Genomic DNA, 20876 nt, shown 5'->3' with positions numbered 1-20876 from the left:
GATATAGATCCTGCAGTTTCTTTTAACCTAATAATGATTGTTTATGTTTTTTAAAAAGATCATATTTTTTTATTCTAATAAGCCCTTTTGACTTTTCTATTATCTCTTTTTCAGAAAGTTTTTTAATTATTCTTTGAAGTGTTCTGATATTTATATTGAGATTTTCAGAAAGTTCAGATGTACTTGAATATGATAGTTCCCCTTTATTTTTCTCAATATATTTAATAAAAAAAAGCTCATTGGAAGAGGTTGCTCTCGATAAAGTTTTCGAAATAATACTAACAGATTCTTCAGCTGTTTTTATTGCAATTTTATCCCATATTAGATTCATAATGTCCTTTCTAGTAGTCATAATCTTTTTTAAAGGAAAAATAAGTATCTCTGAATCTTTTGTGGTTATAAAATCCGGTAAAACAGGACGGTTGAGAATGGTTGATATAAGCCCGAAAAATTCTCCCTTTTTCAGCATTCCATAAAAAACTCCTCCCTCATCTGAATATACGTGTACCTTCACTTCCCCCTGAAGTATAACCATCACTTTTTCAGAAGAATCTCCAGAACCAAGAACTAAGCTGTGCTTTTTAAACTTATTTATTTTAAACTCTTTCATAAGTTTATCATCTACAAGATTTTCTATTCCTAGTTTCTTTAATAGCGATTGAATTCTTTCCATTTAGTCTCCTCCAGACCAACACTTCAACATATATTTATCTAAAATTCTTTTATTTTCATCAACTAAAATAAACCAAATGGCATTTCTTCATTTTGGTCAGGGCATAATAAAAGCAAACCCTATGAAAAATAATCTGAATTCTGATTTTGTCTATGGATATGAAAAAAGGATATAAAAACTCTGACAAAATAAAATATTTATAATTTCTACTTCAACTCTGGGAAACTTTATTTTTCTCTGTTTCATCTGTGACAAATGTGACAAAAAAATTTTTATTATTTGTGTTAATTTTTCTGTATTTTATAGATTCAGAAATTTATAAAAAAAATAGATTTCCAAATAGAAAATTATTTTATAAAAGATTTTTACTTCTCTGTCATTTCTAAAAATTCGGACTCAGTTAATATTTTTACTGTTTTTAATTCCTCTGCTTTTTTAAGCTTACTACCGGCCTTTTCCCCTACTATAAGGTAATCTAACTTTTTACTCACACCTGAAAGATTTTTACCCCCGAGAGATTCTATATATTCCTTAATTCCTTCTCTAGTAAAATGCTTTAATTTACCAGTTGCAAGAAAAGTTTTATCTTTAAATTCTTCATTAAAAAATTCAGCTGTATCTTCTACCTCTTTTATTTTAAAATTTACACCATAATTTTTTAGCTTTTCCAATCTTTCTAAGAACTTTTTATTTCTAAAAACACCGTAAACACTTTCTGCAACCTTTTTTCCTACACCGTCAATTTCCAGCAAATCCTCTATACTCATCTGAGCCAGCTTGTCTATATTCTTACTTTCCTTAGCAAGGAGTGAAGCCAGGAATTTCCCCACATGAGGTATCCCCAAAGAATAAAGGCTCTTAGGATATTCTCTTTTCTTACTGTCCTCTATTGATTTCAATAAGTTTTCCACACTTTTAGCTCCCATTTTTTCTAGGGATTTAAGTTCATCCTTGTATAAGTGCAGATCATATATATCAGAAACATCTTTTATTTTTCCTATCTCTATGAATTTTTCCACAATCTTCTTTCCAAGTCCATTTATATTCATCGCGTCTCTTGAAACAAAATATTCTATCTGTCCCCTTACCTTAGCAGGGCACTTTTCATTGGGACACCTCAGATCTATAAGCCCCTCTTCCCTACCTAGTTCTGTACCACATTCAGGACACACCGAAGGAGGCATTATCTCTTTTTCTTCTCCAGTTCTGGCTTCTTTTACTACCTTTACAACCTGAGGAATAATTTCTGCTGCCTTTTCAATAAATACCCTGTCGCCTATTTTTACATCTTTTCTTATTATCTCATCAAAATTATGCAGGCTGGCTCGTTTTACTTTACTTCCAGAAACTTCAACTTCTTCTAGTTCAGCTACAGGAGTTACCTTCCCTGTTCTTCCCACCTGCCAGGTAATATTTTTTAGGGTAGTAGTTACCTGTTTTGCTGGAAATTTATATGAGATGGCCCATCTAGGACTTTTCGTTGTAGCACCTAATTTATCCCACAATTCTACCATATTAACCTTTATCACAAGACCGTCAGTCTCATAGTCTAAAACTCCTCTGTTATTTTCCCAGTATCTTATCCTGTCTTCTAATTCCTCTATACTGCTGCACAGATCACAGACTCCGGTTGTTTTAAGTCCTACTTTTTCCAAAAATTCCATGCTCTCAGAGTGTTTTTCTATTCCGAGTTTATCGCAGTCGGCCAAAAAGTAAAAATAACAGTCCAGATTTCTTTCAGCGACTATTTTAGAATCTAACTGTCTCAGGGTACCGCTCGCGGCATTTCTTGGATTGGCAAAAAGATCTTCACCTTTGTCATATCTTATTTGGTTCAATTTTTTAAACTCACTTAACGGAAGGACTATCTCTCCCCTTGCCTCTATATCTATATTTTCTTTCAGGTACTTGGGAATGGATTTTATCTCCATGATATTTTCAGTTACATCTTCCCCTACTGTCCCGTCTCCTCTAGTTACGCCCTTTACAAGTTTACCGTTTTTATAGTGGACACTTATTGACACTCCGTCAAGCTTTAGTTCCAGAGCATAATCTGTAATTTTTTTAGATTCATCTTCTTTTAACTTCCCCAGAATTTTATCAATTCTCTGATGAAAATCTTCCACATCCTTTATATTATAGGTGTTAGACAGGCTAAGCATGGGCTTTTTATGCTCTACCTTCTGAAATTTTGTATCACTCAGGCTAGAACCTACCTGTCTAGTGGGAGAAAGTTCATCTTTGATCTCTGGGTGTTTTTTTTCTATCTCTTCTAACTCTTTCAAGAGCTTGTCATACTCTATATCTGACACTAGACTTTCATTTTTAACATAATAATAGTAATTATATTTGTCTATCTTCTCTTTTATTTTAGTGGCCTTTTCCAAAATATTTTCCATCTTTCCTCCAATTACAAATAAATCTTTAGTTTATTCAAAATTTAGCTATAAATCCTTAAAATATTTTACCATAAATAATTTAAGTTACTAATTAATTTTACTATAAATTGAGAGAAATATAAGAATAATACCAAAATAAACTCACAAAGAGCCTTCATAAAAATGTAAGTTAATTATACATTTTTATGAAGGCTCTTAACAAAGTAAAAATTAGGCGTTTAAGTCACCTATTATATCTAACTAATTAGAACTTCCTCTTTCATTTATGATGTCATTAGTTTCGATTTTTAATTCCTTTACCTTTCTACTTAAGTTTTCATCTGAAACTCTTTCCTGCTTAGCAAGGTTGCTGTTCTGCCATTCAAAAAACTTTTGCTCTCCTCTGTCTAGCCTGTCATTGGCTAATGATAATGATCCCACTATCAACATCAATCCTAGTATTGTTTTTTTCATAATTCTCATCTCCTGTACTTTTTTAAAGTTTTAATTTTTTATTTTATTTAAATTATGCTCAAATGCATCCATTGTTCGTTTCCGAATATTGACTTGAAAAAAATTTATCTGTTAGAGCCTCTTTCATTTATAATTTCATTAGTTTCGATTTTTAATTCCTTTACCTTTCTACTTAAGTTTTCATCTGAGACTCTTTCCTGCTTAGCAAGGTTGCTGTTCTGCCATTCAAAAAACTTTTGCTCTCCTCTATCTAGCCTATCATTGGCTAATGATAATGATCCCACTATCAACATCAATCCTAGTATTGTTTTTTTCATAATTCTCATCTCCTGTATTTTAATTTTTTATTTTATTTAAATTATGCTCAAATGCATCTATTGTTCGCTTCCGAATGTTGACTTGAAAAAAATTTATCTGTTAGAACCTCTTTCATTCATAATTTCATTAGTTTCGACTTTTAATTCCTTTACCTTTCTACTTAAGTTTTCATCTGCGACTCTTTCCTGCTTAGCAAGGTTACTGTTCTGCCATTCAAAAAACTTTTGCTCTCCTCTGTCTAGCCTGTCATTGGCTAATGATAAAGATCCTACTATTAACATCAATCCTAATATTGTTTTTTTCATAATTCTCATCTCCTGTATTTTAATTTTTTATTTTTATTTAAATTAAATTCTAGAATATTATTTAGAAAGTTTATTTCAAACCCAAATTATTCGATAACGAATGATATGGGTAAAAAAATAACAACCAAAAACTGAAATAAATCTGAATCTCATCCATTTTCGAACCATTCTTTGAAAAAATAAAAATGAAAAAGAAATAACGACATCATCCTAACATCTACCCTTAATTTTCTTATTTAACTTTGCGAGAGTTTGGAAGTTTTAAGGGGTTTTTCTATATTCAAATCTAAAAAACTAACTTTTCTAACTTCACTAAATTAGACTATTCTGTTCATCATATAGTTTAAAAAATAACGGTTAGTTATTGTTAAGATATTTGAGTTTTACTTCATAAAATGAAATCTTAACAACAACTTTTTTCCCATAAATAAACAAATTATATAAAGGCTTTAATCATTTTATCTAAAATAAATTTTAAATCTTCAACTTGTTGATCAGATAGATTTGAAGTTGCCTTTTTTAAAAAAGCTTCACTTATCTCATTAAAATCTTTCTTATATTTTAGACCTTCTTCAGTAATTTCTACATAAACATTCCTTTTATCAGAGCAGCAGTTTGTTTTTTTAATAAGTTTTTCATCTGCATACTTAGATGTAATGTCACAAAGAGTAGATTTTGATTTTCTCCATATACGAGCCAACTCTTTAAATTCAATTTTTTCACCTTTAGAAAAAAGAATCATAAAAAGTCCCGCATGTTTTACCTGTATAGGCATTTTTCTTCTTCTGAGTTCTTTTCCCAGATAATCTCCAAATTCTTCACTTATATGCCTGATAATTCCCAGTGCACAAGCTTCTCCTATTACAGAATCTTTTATATCCATGAAATCACCACCAATCAACTATCTAGCTACAACATGATTATATTCGTTTCCGAATGAAATGTCAACAGTTTTTAAAAAATATTTCAATGGGTTAAAAATCTTGGATTTCGAACCCTTTGGGCTGATTCTTTTTTGATATTTACTTTCTTCATTATTTATTTCAAATACTAAATACTTGTAATATTATAAAAAGATAAAATTCATCTGTAAACGTCACTTGTCGTTGAAAAATAAATTTAGAAGAGTATAATTATTTTGCTTTACAATAAATATTACAAAGGGGAGAGTGTAATGAAAAAAAGATTAATAGTTACTTTAGCAGGGTTACTTACACTAGGTGTAATGGCTCCTGCAGCAACAGGATGGATAAGAAACTGGGCAGAACTAACTGAAGAGCGTCCAACTAATAATGATACTGGAAGTAATTCTCAAGGAGTTGAATGGACTCTTGCAGAGGGGTCTATTGGTATCACAGATAAACTTGCAGTTACATTTGATGTGGAAAAAAATTACGACAACATTACAAATGGAAAAGATTTAGAAACTTACTGGGATAACAGATTCGGATTCTCTTATGACCTGGGAAAATCAGGAGACTGGGACCTTTCTACAGGGATTGACTACTACTATGATACAAATGGTAGCGATGATGTAACAAAGTCACAATATTCACCTTGGTTTGAAGCTAGTACAGCTCTTACAGACAACACAAAACTTACTTTTTGGGGTGCTATGTACTACAACGATGGAAATGCAAACCAATATGATGACGATGGAAACAAAACAGGAAAAGTACATGGAGACGACTATGAGTTAGATATCCTACTCGATACTGGTAAGGTAGCTTTCTTTGACTATACCGGAACATGGTTATATTTATATCATAACACTTCAGGAGGAAGCGGAAGTAACGAGTCTACATCTGCTGAGTTAGAGGCTGAAGCTTTCACTACTGTATATACTCATGATTCTGGAGTATATGCTGGGATTGAATACTATTTCGATGGAGAGGCTGGAGACAAAGCTGAAGAATGGATGGATTCACACATCGGACCAAGAATTGGATATTCTACAAAATTAGATGATGGTGTTACTGCATGGGTTTATACTTCTTATGAAGTTCTTTCAGTTAACTACAAAGAAGGCGGCGACTGGTATAGTGATAACGAATTTCAAGTTGTAGCAGGGCTTAAAGCAACATTTTAATTAAATTTTAAAATTTAAATTTCTTTTTATGCAGATATGTTTAACCAAACTATTATATAATTTAAATAATTTTTTTAAACAGAAACCTCCCTATGATTTCAAACTCTCGCAAAGTTCTAGAATTCCTGAGGTAATCTACTCTGCATAAGTGAAATTTGATTCTTAAACCAGAGAGAATAATTAATAATATAAAATTTTTTAAATACGTCTGTTGCCATGGCATTAGACGTATTTTTTTTAGCTATCACTGTCCTTTTGAGGCTTTATTTTTAAAAGAAATTTTGAAATACACATATTGTAATTTTAATTGTCACTAAAAAAATATGGATAAAGATATTATTATAAAATTTCTACAAAAGAATCCATTTTTACGACACCTGTCATTTTAATTATAAAGTAAACAGGATATTATATAAGAAAGAAAAAAAGAATCTCTCGCAAAGTTTCTCCTTTTTCTTTTGGGACTCAGAGTCTTTTTTAAAAGACTCTGAATTACTAACTTAAAATTCAAAATACAAATCTTTTATTTTAATTTATTTTACTCTTTTTCTGGTCCCTGTAGATTTTTATCTAAAAGGGACTTTTTATTTTTTATTAAATAAGAATTTGATTTTTCATAACTTTGAAAGTTCTAAAATTATACATATTTCGACTTGTTGATTTCATCATTTAATGATAAAATCTCATACAGAATGTTAAAAATCAAAGGAGGACTTTAAAAAATGGATTCTGTTTTAGTTTTAGGACATAAAAATCCCGACACCGATTCTATATGTTCGGCCATTGCTTACGCCGAACTTAAAAATAAACTTGGTCAACAATCTAAAGCCGTAAGGCTTGGACAACTCAGCAGAGAGACTGAATTTGTCTTAAATCACTTTAATCTCGTGGCCCCTGAGCTTATAAATACTGTAAGACCTCAAATTTCAGATCTTACACATTTAGAAAAAGAGGTAATCTATGTAGATGACTCTTTAAAATCTGCACTAGACCTCATGATAAAAGAAAACTTCTCAAGCCTTCCTGTTGTTGACGAGGAAAGAAGACTTGTAGGAATGATACATGTATCTGACATTGCTAATACCTATCTTGAAATGGATCATACAAAACTTTTCAACAATTATTCCACCCTTTACAAGAATTTAAAATCTATGCTCAAAGGAGAGATAATAAGCGGAGAATACCCTACCGGTATAATACAGGGAAGTCTCAAAGCTGCTTCTGAGATGGACTCTGTAAAACAAGGAGACATCGTTGTAACTACTACTCTTGTTGAAAATGCAGTTGAAAATGCCATTGATGCAGGAGCCGGACTTGTAATTTTATGTGTTAACGAAGGTGACGAAATCCCTAAACCTACTAGCACAAAGACCCCGGTTATGAAGGTAGAAAAAGGTTTGTTTAAAACTTTCAGACTAATAACTCAGTCAGTATCTATATCTTCTATCATGTCGCACTCTAAAAAGTTTTATCAATTTAAAGAGGAGGATTTTCTCCACGAGATAAAAGATATTATGAAAGAAGCCGATCAGACAAACTTCCCAGTAGTTGACAAAGAAGGAAAAATTTACGGTACAATCAGATCAAAAAACCTGATTAATTTTACAAGAAAAAAAGTAATACTTGTAGACCACAATGAGAAAAGTCAGTCTGTTGACGGAATTGATGATGCTAAAATATTAGAGGTTGTAGATCACCATAAATTTGGAAATTTTGAAACAAACGAACCTCTTCAAATCAGAGCTGAGACCGTAGGATGTTCTTCTACCATTATCTTTAACCTCTACAAAGAAGCAGGTTTATCTCCTTCTAAAGAGGTTGCAGGGGTTATGCTCAGTGCCATACTTTCAGACACACTTCTTTTCAAATCTCCTACGTGTACTGAAAAGGATATAAAGGCCGCTAAAGAACTTGCTGAATTTTTAGGCTTTGATTATGAAAAATACGGAATGGAGATGCTGATAGCAGGGACTTCTCTTGGAGATAAAAGTCCTATGGAAATAATAACCATGGATATGAAAGAATTTAGAATGTCCGGACTGTCTGTAGCCGTTGCTCAGGTAAATACAGTAGATGTCAAAGGTACACTAAATAAGCAGAAAGAGCTTGAAAGTGTAATGGACAAGATGATATCAGAAAAAGGTTATGATGCATTTATACTAGCCATCACAGATATTATAAATGCCGGTTCACAGGTGATCGCACTTGGTCAGTGGGCATCTCTTGTAGAAAACGGATTCAATACAGAACTTGAAAATAATTCTGCTTGGTTAGAGGGCGTTGTTTCAAGAAAGAAACAGCTAGTCCCTTTCCTAATGGCTGCCAGTCAGTCTATATAAGTCTTTAAAACCGGGAAATTTCCCGGTTTTTTTATATTTTTTTTTTACAAAATAATATAAAATTCTTTCAAAATAATGTCTGTATTTAAGACCTCCACCTATAGCTTGAAGCTATAACAAATGAATCTTTCCCTTGAAAAAAAAGGTATATACTAGATTAAAATAACAATTTATAATTAAAATTTTTATTTTCTGTTTCAAAAGGATACTGAAAATTATTCGGTACATTTTAGGTAAGTAAGTATAGTAAAGGAGGGATTTTATGACAGAGAAAAAAAGAGGTATTTTGAGCAGTGATTTTATGGATGATTTTATGGAAGAGGATGATCCGTTATTCAAACACGGTGGTAAGGTACCAGCTTCAAATATCTTAGATAAGGCTGATGCTTATGAGATCGAAGTCGCAGCTCCTGGTTTGAAAAAAGAGTTTTTCAAAGTTACAATTGAATCTAACAGACTTGTTGTTTTAGCTGAAATAGATGATACGGAAAACAAAGAAAAAAATTACTATTCTCAGGAATTTGGTCATTCTGCCTTGGAAAGAAGTTTTAATCTCCCTTCAGATGTAGATCAAAATTCTATTTCTAGCTGCTACAATGACGGTGTACTTTTTATTAGACTCCCAAAACAAGAAAGTCAGGAATCTGCTGCAGACATAATTGCCGAGATAAAAGTTGATTAAAAGATCACTCTTCTCATAAAATAAAAAACCAGCTTAGGCTGGTTTTTTATTTGAACACCTCTTCCTGACTTTTGCTGTCTTCATTTTTTTTAGTATTTATGATATAATATGTAGAATTTCGAAAAATAAGGTGATATTATGTTTTTGGTTACAACAAAAGAAGAGATGGATAAACTAGGGTGGGATTCCCTAGATATAATTTTAGTCTCTGGAGACACATATATAGATTCATCTTATAACGGCACTGCGGTTATAGGTAAATGGCTTTTGAGATATGGATTCAAGGTGGGGGTTATAGCCCAGCCTGACATATCGTCTCCTGATGATATCACAAGATTAGGTCCTCCGGAACTTTTTTGGGGAGTATCTGCAGGATGTGTAGATTCTATGGTAGCAAACTACACTGCCACCAAAAAAAGAAGAAAAAGTGATGACTTTACACCTGGAGGAATAAATAATAAAAGGCCTGACAGGGCCAGTATCGTATATACAAATCTGATAAAAAGATACTTTAAGAATAATAAAGTGCCGGTTGTTTTAGGCGGTATAGAGGCTAGCCTTCGTAGGATAGTGCATTATGACTTCTGGTCTGATAAACTCAGGAAATCTATTTTATTTAATGCCAAAGCTGATATACTCTCATACGGTATGGGAGAAAAATCAATGCTTGAACTGGCTCTGGCCATGAAAAGAGGAGAGCCCTGGGAGAATATAAGAGGGATAGCTTATATCTCAAAAGAACCTAGAAAAGGGTACCTCGAGTTGCCTTCATTTGAAGAATGTATAGGGGATAAAAAACTCTTTATCAAGGCTTTTGAAACTTTTTATCTGAACTGTGACCCTTTGACTGCAAAGGGTATATTTCAAAAGCAGGACACAAGATACTTTGTACAAAATCCTCCATCTATGCCTTTCTCCTCAGAAGAGATGGATAGTATTTACGGAATGGATTTTGAAAGGGAAGTGCATCCTTATTACAGATCCTTAGGTGAAGTTAAAGCCCTTGAAACCATAAGGAACTCCATAACAACTCATAGAGGCTGCTATGGAGAGTGTAACTTCTGTGCTATAGCTGTTCACCAGGGTCGTACCGTTACATGCAGAAGTGAAGAATCAATAATTTCTGAAGCTAACACAATATTATCTTCACCTAAATTTAAAGGTTATATCTCTGATGTAGGTGGTCCTACTGCAAATATGTATGGAATAGAATGTGAAAAAAAACTTAAATCTGGTGCATGTAAAGATAAAAAATGTATGTATCCTAAAACATGCCCTGTTTTAAAACCAGACCACTCTAAGCAGGTTTCACTCTTGAAAAAGTTAGAGAGATTGGACGGAGTAAAGAAAGTCTTTATCGCCTCAGGTCTCAGGTATGATCTTATCTTAAGTGATGAAAAATGCGGTAATCTTTATCTTAAAGATCTTATAAAAAATCATGTCTCAGGACAACTTAAGATTGCTCCTGAACATACAGAGGATAAAATCCTTTCTCTAATGGGTAAACAGGAAAAAAGTATCCTTAAAGAATTTAAAGAAAAATTTTATTCTATAAATAATAGTTTGGGAATGAAACAGTTCCTAACTTACTACCTCATAGCGGCTCATCCAGGATGTAATGAAAAAGATATGGAAAATTTGAAGAAATTTGCCAGTAGAGAACTAAACACAAATCCAGAACAGGTACAGATTTTCACTCCTACACCCTCTACATACTCTACTCTCATGTACTACACCGAGATGGATCCCTATACTGGTAAAAAACTTTTTGTAGAGAAAGACACTGGTAAAAAACAAAAACAAAAAGACATCCTAGTTTCAAAGGAAAGTCATAAAAAATCTTTCAGAAGATCAACCTTTTCTGAAAATAAAACTAAAAAAAATAAAAATAACAGATGGAAAAATCGTTAAATAATAATGATTAATTTTACAGACCAATTTTACAATCCCCTATGTAAGATAATTAAGGAGGGAATATTTTGAAACCAATAGTTGCAATAGTAGGAAGACCAAATGTAGGAAAATCAACACTTTTTAATAAACTGGTGGGAGACAGAATAGCAATCGTAGATGACCAACCTGGCGTTACAAGAGATAGACTTTACAGAGAAACCGACTGGCTAGGAACTGAATTCGTAATAGTTGATACAGGAGGTCTAGAGCCTAGAAACAAAGATTTTATGATGACAAAGATAAAACAACAGGCTGAAGTAGCTATAAATGAAGCTGATGTTATTCTTTTTGTTGTAGATGGTAAGGCAGGAGTTACGGCTTTAGATGAAGAGGTAGCCTATATTCTGAGAAAGAAAAATAAACCTGTGATCTTATGTGTAAATAAGGTGGATAACTTTCAAAGACAAAGTGATGATGTCTATGACTTCTGGTCCCTTGGATTTGAATTCCTATTACCGATCTCGGCAGAACATAAACTGAATCTTGGTGATATGTTAGATACAATAGTACAAAATATAAATCAGTTAGAGTTACCTGAAGAGGAAGAAGAAGGTCTCAAACTTGCCATAATAGGAAAACCAAACGCAGGAAAATCATCCCTGGTAAATAGATTATCTGGAAAAGAAAGAGCAATCGTAAGTGACATCGCTGGAACTACCAGAGATGCAATTGATACAACTTTTGAATACAACTATAATAAATACATTCTTATTGACACTGCAGGTATCAGGAGAAAATCAAAGGTTGAAGAAAGCCTTGAATATTATTCCGTTTTGAGAGCTATTAAAACGATAAAAAGATCAGATGTATGTATGCTTATGTTAGATGCTCAAGAGGGAATCACAGAGCAGGACAAAAAAATAGCAGGTATCGCATATGATGAGAAAAAACCTATAATTGTGGTAATGAACAAGTGGGATGCTTTAAAAAAAGAAACCAATACAATGAAAGATATGAAGGCGCTTATTCTTTCAGAACTGCCTTTCCTTAATTATGCTCCTGTGGAATTTGTCTCTGCACTTACAGGACAAAGAACACTTAAATTATTGGATCTTGCAGACACTGTTTACGACGAATATACAAAGAGAATCTCAACAGGTATTTTGAATACTGTTCTTAAAGAGGCACTTATTCTTAATGCTCCACCTACAAGAAAAGGTAGACTGGTTAAAATAAACTATGCTACTCAGATCTCAACTGCTCCTCCGAGATTTGTTTTATTCTGTAATTACCCAGACCTTATACACTTCTCTTACCTGAGATATCTTGAAAATAAATTTAGAGATGCCTTTGGATTTGAAGGTTCACCTATTGATATTATTTTACAAAAAAAAGGTGAAAGCTAATATAAAATAAGGACCCAGAATCGCTACGATCTTGGGTCCTTTTATTTTATCCATAATTTAAACTTTTGATTATCCTTACTTTAGATTTTCATCACGCATTTTTACCTTTTCTAAAACCATATATAACAGGTGATTGGTAACATTTATAATGTTCTTGTCTCCGAATTTATCCCTATATATCTTATCAAGAGCCTTAAATTTTTCTCTTGTAAAGTTACGTTTATTGGAAAGGGCACTGTTTGATCCTATTCCCTTTATTGCTTTTAAAAAAGCCATTACATTTTCAAATTTTTCTATAAAAAAATCTTCATCAGCAGCAAGAATTCTAAAATTCTTATTTGTTATTTCAGTCATTTCATCAAGCTTTACAAATTTTTGAGAATATTTTAATTCTGGGTCTAAGGTGCTCAAACTTTCTCTTAACTCAAAATATGTTTTATTACCGAATGTTGAAAATGCTATTTTACCTCCATAATCTAGTAAAGAATACAGATGGTTAAAAAGTCTCATTTGATCGTCTATCCACTGAAATGTAGCATTGGAAAAAATTAAATCATACTTTTTTTCAGGATTATAATTTTCGACATCTTCAACTATAAAATTAAGATTTGGAGAATCACCAAGCTTTTCTTTTGCCGTTTCTACCATAGCAGGGGAAATATCCAAAAGATCTATTTTTGAATTGGGAAATCTTTTCAGTATTTTTTGGGAAAAGATACCTGTACCACAACCCACTTCTAATATATTATATTGTTTTTTAGACCCATGTACAAAAATTTCCAATTTATCTGCCATATGCTTCTGTACTTGTGCATAATTGTCGTAGGTTTTAGCTCCTCTTGAAAAATTTTGATTCACCCTTTTTTTATCAATAATAGCCATTTATTAATCCCTCTCCCACATTTTCTTCACATTTTCCATAAATACAAAATCTTCCTCAGAGGTTCTGCCCTTAACTGTAAGATATCCTCCTACTAGCATTCCGTTGGCTCCACTCATAAAAGCCATCCCCATGAAATCCTTTAAGATTCCCTCTCTTCCAGCTCCTATTTTTATTACCTTATCCTTAAATATTATCCTGTAAATAGCTATTGTTTTAATTATTTCATCCATAGAAAGGTGTTCTCTGTCTCCTAAAGGTGTCCCCTCTATAGGGTTCAGTATATTCACAGGTATACCATCTACATTGAGGTCCTTTAGAGTAAAGGCCATGTCTATCCTGTCCTCCCAGGTTTCCCCCATACCTATTATTCCTCCGCTGCACACTTCCATCCCTATTTTCTTGGCCGCTTTTATCGTAGCCAGCCTGTCATCTATCTTGTGAGTAGTGGCCACTATTTTGTTGTATGCATTTATAGAGGTCTGCATATTGCTGTGAAATCTAGTCACACCGATATCTTTTAGCTCCTTTAATTCCTCTTCATCTAAAAGTCCTATAGAACAGCAGATATTGGTAGTTATATCTTCTTTCTTGGCATCCTTTACAAAATCTTTTATATTATCATATTCTTCTGATCCTTTTTTTATACTTCTTCCACTTGTAACAACACCAAACTTAGTACTTCCCAGTTTTTCTGCTCTTTTGTATTCAGACATTAAGGTATCTTTTTCTTTTAAATCATAAGTTGAGAGACTGGTTTTATAGTGAGCCGACTGGGCACAAAACTTACAATCTTCTTCACATTCACCGGACTTTGCGTTGGATATGGTACATGTATGAAGTGTATTTCCACAATATTTTTCTCTTACCTCATTTGCAACAGAAAAAAGCTCCATCATCTTTGAACCCTTTATTTTACAAAGTTCTAAAGCCTCCTCTTTGGTTATTTCTCTATCAATAAAGTCTCTTATATTCATTTATGCCTCCTAAAAAGTTTATCTGCTCACAAGGAAATTATAACATAAATATATTATTTTTGCTCTCCAAAAATAAATTCAAAATTTCGTATCTTCCCATAAATAATCATATCAGAGAAAAGCACATAATAAAAAATAAGAAGCAGTAACTCTTATACAAATCACTGCTTCCTATTATATTTGTTTTTATAGTTATCTAAACAAGAATTAGATCAGAAAAAATTGTCACCAACTATCCTGGCTTGGTTTTGAATTTAAATTTCAGAAATTATAAAGTTTTTCGATCTCTCTAGATGGATTTTATTTATTTCCAAAGCCTTATTTATATCTTTTTCTTTTATTGCATTTACAAGCTCAACATGGTCATCAGAAGCCTGTTTTTTTCTTTCAAAATCTTCAACTGCCATTTTTCTGAACCTTTTTAAATAAAGATTCATATTCTTTATAAGATCCTCTACTCTTGACATCTTTGCAATACTATAAAGAGTATTATTAAATTTAGAAAAGAGTTTAAATATATCACCATTATTTTTATTTTCAACCATAATTTCTTTTGTTTCTTTTATTATCTTTTCCAATTTTTTTATATCTGACTGAGAGGATTTTTTTATAACCTCCTCTAGAATTATCCCTTCTAGAGCTATTCTGATCTTGTATATCTCCTCTACATCTTCCTTGGTGCAGTTTTTTACTATCACACCGCCCCTACTGTGTGCCTCTACATATCCTTCTAATTCTAACATCCTTATAGCTTCCCTCAAGGGAGTCCTGCTTATCTGAAATTTTTCAGCATATTCTGTTTCAACTATTTTTTCTTCAGGAGATATCTCCCCGTCTATTATCATTTTTTTCAAAATTTCATATACACGCTCTCTCATAGGCTTATTTTTCTGTATGATCATGGGTCTCTCCTCTCTTTAAAAACAAACTTTTTTTATAAATTACAACAAGTTATTGTAATTTATAGAGAATATTTTGTCAATTTAAATAAAATCAAAAGAAAAAACCCAGGCTCATATTTAAAAAAATACAAAATTAATTTTTAAGAATATCACTGGAATTATAATTCCCTGTTAAATATCAGATCAGAATTCTTTACTGAAATTCAAAATTTCAATATTCTAAAGTTTTACAAACTCTTTAGTTGTTTTATTCAAAACTTCACACCCGTCTTTTTTTACAACTACATCATCTTCTATCCTGACTCCTCCGAAGCCCTCTATATATATCCCAGGTTCTATAGTGACTACCATATTCTCCTCAAGTACCAAGTCCTCTGCCTTATAAGATAAATACGGATATTCATGAATCTCTAACCCAATCCCGTGACCTAGTCCATGGCCAAAACAGTCTCCGTACCCTTTTTCAGTTATGTAGTCTCTAGCTATCTTGTCTAACTCTCTAGTTGTAATTCCGGCCTTCACTGCATCTATAGCCTTCTTCTGAGCTTCTTTAACCGTATTATATATTTCATAATGTCTTTCTGTAGGATTTATCCCAAGATACACTGTTCTTGTCATATCAGATACATACCCCTTATAAAAACATCCGAAATCAAACTTAACAAAGCCTTCTTTCTGAAGTTTTTTTTCACTGGCAACACCGTGAGGCATTGCAGATCTATAGTTAGAAGCTATTATTGTATCAAAGGAAGGCCCTTCTGCCCCTAGTTTTTTCATCTCATACTCTAGCTCTGTGGCCAGTCTCTCTTCAGATATTCCTTCTTTTATAAGACTTTTTATATTTTCAAAGGCCTTGTCTGCTATTTTGGTAGCTTCCTTTATGAGTTTTATCTCTTCCTCTGTCTTTACCATTCTAGCCTTTAGAAATTTATCCTCTATACCTGTGTATTCAAGATTACCAAAGTTTTTTTCAAAACTTCTATATTGTGACAGGGTCACACTTCCGTCCTCTATAGCCAGCTTCTTTATTTTAGATTCTTTTATGAGCTCCCCAGCCTTTCCAACAGGATCTTTATCCTCTCTCACAAGCTGAAAGCCCTTAGGAACTACCTCTTTTTTTCCCTGCTCTTCATATCTGAAATCTGTTAAAAAATATCTTTTATCTCCCAAAATAAGAGCAACTCCTGTAGTACCTGTAAATCCGGTAAAATACCTCACATTTATCATATTAGTGATCAATATTCCCTGAGCATCTAGCTCTTTCATTATTTTATTAAGTATCATGTTTTCTCCTCTCAATCTCTTTTATAATTAATCTAAATTACTAACTTATTAATAAATTACTGACTTTATCTGAAAACCTGTGTTACTTTCTTTTCTTGATAAAAGAAAGTAACCAAAGAAAATCAAGAATTTTCAAATGTCTAGGAAGTATATATTTCTTTTATCGCCTTTGTAAGCTACAGTCCTCGGTTCCCTGCGGAACTTATTCTGTAGGACGGCTAAGTGCGGGCTCTTTCCTGTATAAGCCCTGCGACTTGAAATTCAAAAAAATTTAAAACCATATGTTCTCACTTAAAAAGCAAGCGCAATTGTTTACCAAGGTTTATGCACACAAAAGGTTTTTTAAGTTTTTGGCCATTGATAAAATAAGCGTTAAGAATGGCTGAGAGAAATCTCTAGAAAAAATCAACTGTTTGAGCAAAGCGAGTTTTGATTTTTACTTAGATTTCCGAAGGCATTTAGCTTATTTTTCACAGGCCTTGATTTTTGGTTACTTTTCATCAAGGAAAAGTAACGGAACTTTGGAGAAACTCAATAATTTAACTTTACTTGAATTAACTAGCATCCTAAGTTAATTATACATCTATGCCAGAACTAATCAACTATAAATTTAATTTCTTATAAAAACTAGACCTCAATATAATCATCATATATCAAATATATTGTTTTGATATAAAAAATAAACTTGCTGTATACAGTGTCCGATGTTATCATATACGAGGTTAATGTATTTGCAAACTTTAATTAATGTGGTTTATGAAAAGGTTTTTCTTCTTATCTTTTGTATAATTTAAAAGCAGTGTTTAGTAAAAACTATTTTAACAACAAAAAAATCAATAATAAATCTAACTATGTTAGAAAGGAGAGATGTTATGCATAAAATTACACTTATCCCTGGAGATGGAATCGGACCTGAAGTTACAGGAAGTACGGTAAAAATATTGGAAGCCGCCGGTTTTAAAGTAGAGTGGGAGGTAGTCAACGCCGGTTCAGAAGTATTTGAAAAAACTGGAGTTCTTGTACCAGATGAGGTATTTCAAAGTATAGAAAGAAATAAAATTGCCCTCAAAGGACCTATCGCTACTCCTATAGGAAAGGGTTTTAGAAGCATAAATGTCCAGCTTAGAAAAAAATATGATCTATACTCAAATATAAGAGAAGTTAAAAATATACCAGGAGTTAAATCCAAATATGAAAATGTCGACCTTGTTATTTTCAGGGAAAATACCGAGGGTCTTTACATCGGTATAGAGGAGATGCAAGATGAAGATACTGCTGTGGCAAAAAAGGTAGTTACAAGAAAAGGATCTATGAGAATTGCAAAGTCAGCCTTTGAGTACGCTGTTCAGCAGGGAAAAACAAAGGTTGCCGCTGTCCACAAGGCAAATATCCTAAAGCTTGCAGACGGTCTCTTCTTAGACTGTGTGAGAGAGGTGGCAAAAGATTACCCTAACATAGAGCTTTCAGAAGTTATCGTTGACAATATGTGTATGCAGATGGTTATGAACCCTTCTCAATTTGAGGTCATTGTAGCTCCAAACCTTTACGGAGACCTTTTATCTGATCTTGCTGCAGGTCTTGTAGGAGGACTAGGTCTTGTCCCAGGTGCAAATATTGGTAATGATATCGCTATTTTTGAGGCAGTTCACGGAAGTGCTCCTGATATCGCAGGAAAAGACCTTGCTAACCCAATTGCTGTTCTCTTATGTGCAGTTCATATGATGAAATTCCTAGGAGATTTTGACAGAGCTGAGTTAGTATTTAGAGCTATCATCGAAGTAATGGAAGACGGAAAACACCTTACAAGGGATATGGGAGGAAATGCCACTACTACAGAAATTACCCAGGCTATCATTGATAAAATAAATCACATAAAATCATTTTCTTCTAGAATCGTTAAATAAGCCTGTCATATCTGACAGCGCTATTTATAGATGGAAACATCTGATTTTTTTGATAAAGAGAAATATATCTAAGGAGGATTTTAATGATAAAACTTAGTGAGGCTGGAGTATACCTTGTAAATGGAAAGGAAATAATCCCTGCTGATTCTGGAAAAAACTTAGGAACTACTCCAGAGGAGGCAAGAAAAAATACCATAGCCTATTCCATACTTAAATCTCACAATAAATCTGATAATATGGAAAAACTCAATATAAAATTTGACTGTATGGCCTCCCATGACATAACCTATGTGGGTATTATTCAGACAGCGAGAGCCAGCGGTCTTAAAAAATTTCCAATTCCCTATGTTCTAACAAACTGTCACAACAGTCTTTGTGCTGTAGGGGGTACCATAAATGAAGATGACCATATGTTTGGACTTTCCGCTGCAAAAAAATACGGAGGTATCTATGTCCCTGCACACCAAGCTGTTATTCACCAGTATATGAGGGAGGAGATGGCTGGCTGCGGAAAAATGATCTTAGGATCTGACTCTCACACCAGATACGGAGCCCTTGGAACTATGGCTATAGGGGAAGGTGGAGGTGAGCTGGCAAAGCAGCTTTTAAATAAAACCTACGATATCAATTGCCCAGAGGTTGTAGGTGTATACCTAACAGGAAAGCCGAAAAAAGGAATAGGACCTCAGGATATAGCTCTAGCTATAATCGGAGCTGTATTTAAAAATGGATATGTCAAAAATAGAGTTATGGAATTTGTTGGTGATGGAATTTCTGATCTAGATGTAGAGTTTAGAAATGGTATAGACGTTATGACCACTGAGACCACTTGCCTCTCATCTATATGGGTTACAGATGACAAGGTGAAAAACTATCTAGATACTCACTCACGTATTAAAGACTACAAAGAGCTTAAGCCCGGTAATATAGCCTATTACGATAGAATGATTCAAGTTGATCTATCAGAGGTAGAGTCTATGATCGCTCTGCCATTCCATCCGAGTAATGTCTATACTATAAAAGAGCTCAATGCCAATCTAGAGGAGATTCTCACAAAGGTGGAAAAAGAAGCTGCAGAGCAGGGACTAAAAATAGATCTGAAAAGTAAGATTATTGATGGGAAGCTTCATGCAGAACAGGGAATCATTGCCGGATGTGCAGGAGGTACATATGATAATCTTATGGATGTTGCCGACATTTTAGACAACAAAGCAGTAAGCAGTCATGATTTTTCACTGAGTGTTTATCCTTCTAGTCAACCTACAGCACTAAGCCTTGTAAAAAATGGTTCTACAGCAAAATTTATGGCTGCAGGTGCCATAGTTCGTACAGCATTTTGCGGCCCATGTTTTGGAGCCGGAGACACTCCTGCCAACAATCAATTGAGTCTGCGTCATACCACTAGGAACTTTCCAAGCAGGGAAGGTTCTAAACCTGGAGAGGGACAGATCTCATCTGTTGCTCTTATGGATGCAAGATCAATAGCAGCAACTGCCATAAATGGAGGGATCCTTACTCCTGCAACAGACTTAGATATAGAGTATACAAAACCTGAATATAAATTTGACAGCACTGTGTATAAAAACAGGGTTTATTATGGATACGAACACCCATTGGACTCAGAACTGACTTTTGGTCCAAACATAGTGGACTGGCCTGCAATGCCAAAACTCACAGATAATCTTTTGCTAAAGGTAACCGCCTTTATAAAAGATCCTGTGACAACTACAGATGAGCTTATTCCTTCTGGAGAGGCCTCGTCATTCCGTTCCAATCCTCTGAAATTGGCTGAGTTTACTTTGTCCCGTAGGGTTCCTGAGTACGTTGAAAAATCAAAGGCCGTTCAGATATTTGAAAAAGAAAGAGAAGATGGAAAGGATCCTGTAGCCTTAGATATAAACTTGAAAAAAGTTTTTGATAAAATCAAAACCATTCCTGGACTGGAAAATATAGACCCAAAAGCTACTGGAATCGGAAGTACAATTTATGCAAATAAACCTGGAGACGGTTCAGCCCGTGAACAGGCGGCTTCCTGCCAAAAGGTATTGGGAGGATGGGCCAATATCTCCAAGGAGTACGCTACCAAGCGGTATCGTTCAAACCTTATTAACTGGGGGATGGTTCCTTTTACTATAGAGGGAGAGGTTCCATTTGAAAATGAGGACTTTATCTTAATCAGAGATATAAAAAACTCTATAGCCGAGAAAAAGGACACTATCAAGGCCTATGTTATAGGGGATGAAATCAAGGAATTTGATCTGACACTCACTGACCTCACTGATGAAGAAAGAGAAACTATCATAGAAGGATGCCTTATCAACTATTATAAAAAATCATAATTTAAATGGATCCAGAATAATATTCTGGATCCA

At 33.5% G+C, this 20876-nt stretch carries 17 protein-coding genes; 7 read left to right on the top strand and 10 right to left on the bottom strand.

Going from position 1 to position 20876, the window contains the following annotated elements; all coding sequences use genetic code 11:
- Positions 1-22: 22 nt before the first annotated feature.
- The 6 genes from ILYOP_RS01300 to ILYOP_RS01275 all read right to left on the bottom strand — a co-directional run bounded on the left by ILYOP_RS01300 (position 23) and on the right by ILYOP_RS01275 (position 5031).
- Positions 23-673 (bottom strand): Crp/Fnr family transcriptional regulator, encoded by a 651-nt coding sequence (locus ILYOP_RS01300; RefSeq protein ID WP_013386700.1) that lies wholly within the window; start codon positions 671-673, stop codon positions 23-25.
- A gap of 365 nt (positions 674-1038) precedes the next feature.
- Positions 1039-3072 (bottom strand): NAD-dependent DNA ligase LigA, encoded by a 2034-nt coding sequence (gene ligA, locus ILYOP_RS01295; protein ID WP_013386699.1) that lies wholly within the window; start codon positions 3070-3072, stop codon positions 1039-1041.
- 240 nt (positions 3073-3312) lie between these two features.
- Positions 3313-3525, bottom strand: coding sequence for a hypothetical protein (locus ILYOP_RS01290; RefSeq protein ID WP_013386698.1), 213 nt, complete (start codon positions 3523-3525; stop codon positions 3313-3315).
- A 104-nt stretch (positions 3526-3629) separates the two neighbouring features.
- Entirely contained in the window at positions 3630-3842 is a 213-nt protein-coding gene (locus ILYOP_RS01285) for a hypothetical protein (protein WP_013386697.1), read from the bottom strand.
- Between the two features lie 93 nt (positions 3843-3935).
- Positions 3936-4148 (bottom strand): hypothetical protein, encoded by a 213-nt coding sequence (locus tag ILYOP_RS01280; protein WP_013386696.1) that lies wholly within the window; start codon positions 4146-4148, stop codon positions 3936-3938.
- A gap of 436 nt (positions 4149-4584) precedes the next feature.
- On the bottom strand, positions 4585-5031 hold the full coding sequence (locus ILYOP_RS01275) for a MarR family winged helix-turn-helix transcriptional regulator (protein WP_013386695.1): 447 nt from the start codon (positions 5029-5031) through the stop codon (positions 4585-4587).
- A gap of 291 nt (positions 5032-5322) precedes the next feature.
- Here ILYOP_RS01275 and ILYOP_RS01270 point away from each other — a divergent pair, with 291 nt between their 5' ends.
- The 5 genes from ILYOP_RS01270 to der all read left to right on the top strand — a co-directional run bounded on the left by ILYOP_RS01270 (position 5323) and on the right by der (position 12557).
- Positions 5323-6237, top strand: coding sequence for a hypothetical protein (locus tag ILYOP_RS01270; protein WP_013386694.1), 915 nt, complete (start codon positions 5323-5325; stop codon positions 6235-6237).
- A 722-nt stretch (positions 6238-6959) separates the two neighbouring features.
- Positions 6960-8576 (top strand): putative manganese-dependent inorganic diphosphatase, encoded by a 1617-nt coding sequence (locus ILYOP_RS01265; protein WP_013386693.1) that lies wholly within the window; start codon positions 6960-6962, stop codon positions 8574-8576.
- A gap of 262 nt (positions 8577-8838) precedes the next feature.
- Entirely contained in the window at positions 8839-9258 is a 420-nt protein-coding gene (locus ILYOP_RS01260) for an Hsp20/alpha crystallin family protein (RefSeq protein WP_013386692.1), read from the top strand.
- Between the two features lie 135 nt (positions 9259-9393).
- The gene (locus tag ILYOP_RS01255) at positions 9394-11169 is read left to right on the top strand and encodes a YgiQ family radical SAM protein (protein WP_187288108.1); all 1776 of its coding nucleotides are present in this window, start codon (positions 9394-9396) and stop codon (positions 11167-11169) included.
- Positions 11170-11237: 68 nt separating this feature from the next.
- Complete coding sequence (gene der, locus ILYOP_RS01250) at positions 11238-12557, top strand: ribosome biogenesis GTPase Der (protein WP_013386690.1); 1320 nt, start codon at positions 11238-11240, stop codon at positions 12555-12557.
- A gap of 75 nt (positions 12558-12632) precedes the next feature.
- On the opposite strand, the gene bioC is transcribed toward der, so the two are convergent.
- The 4 genes from bioC to ILYOP_RS01230 form a co-directional block, all read right to left on the bottom strand.
- The gene (gene bioC, locus ILYOP_RS01245; protein WP_013386689.1) at positions 12633-13439 is read right to left on the bottom strand and encodes a malonyl-ACP O-methyltransferase BioC; all 807 of its coding nucleotides are present in this window, start codon (positions 13437-13439) and stop codon (positions 12633-12635) included.
- 3 nt (positions 13440-13442) lie between these two features.
- Complete coding sequence (bioB, locus tag ILYOP_RS01240; protein WP_013386688.1) at positions 13443-14414, bottom strand: biotin synthase BioB; 972 nt, start codon at positions 14412-14414, stop codon at positions 13443-13445.
- A 254-nt stretch (positions 14415-14668) separates the two neighbouring features.
- Entirely contained in the window at positions 14669-15316 is a 648-nt protein-coding gene (locus ILYOP_RS01235; protein WP_013386687.1) for a GntR family transcriptional regulator, read from the bottom strand.
- Positions 15317-15535: 219 nt separating this feature from the next.
- Positions 15536-16600, bottom strand: a complete 1065-nt coding sequence (locus tag ILYOP_RS01230) for a M24 family metallopeptidase (RefSeq protein ID WP_013386686.1) — start codon at positions 16598-16600, stop codon at positions 15536-15538.
- 872 nt (positions 16601-17472) lie between these two features.
- Here ILYOP_RS01230 and ILYOP_RS01225 point away from each other — a divergent pair.
- Complete coding sequence (locus tag ILYOP_RS01225) at positions 17473-18504, top strand: isocitrate/isopropylmalate dehydrogenase family protein (RefSeq protein ID WP_013386685.1); 1032 nt, start codon at positions 17473-17475, stop codon at positions 18502-18504.
- 83 nt (positions 18505-18587) lie between these two features.
- On the top strand, positions 18588-20843 hold the full coding sequence (locus tag ILYOP_RS01220) for a hydratase (RefSeq protein ID WP_013386684.1): 2256 nt from the start codon (positions 18588-18590) through the stop codon (positions 20841-20843).
- The last annotated feature ends 33 nt before the right edge of the window (positions 20844-20876 follow it).

Source organism: Ilyobacter polytropus DSM 2926 (genome assembly GCF_000165505.1).
GTDB lineage: Bacteria > Fusobacteriota > Fusobacteriia > Fusobacteriales > Fusobacteriaceae > Ilyobacter > Ilyobacter polytropus.
This window is presented reverse-complemented; position numbering and strand designations above follow the sequence as displayed.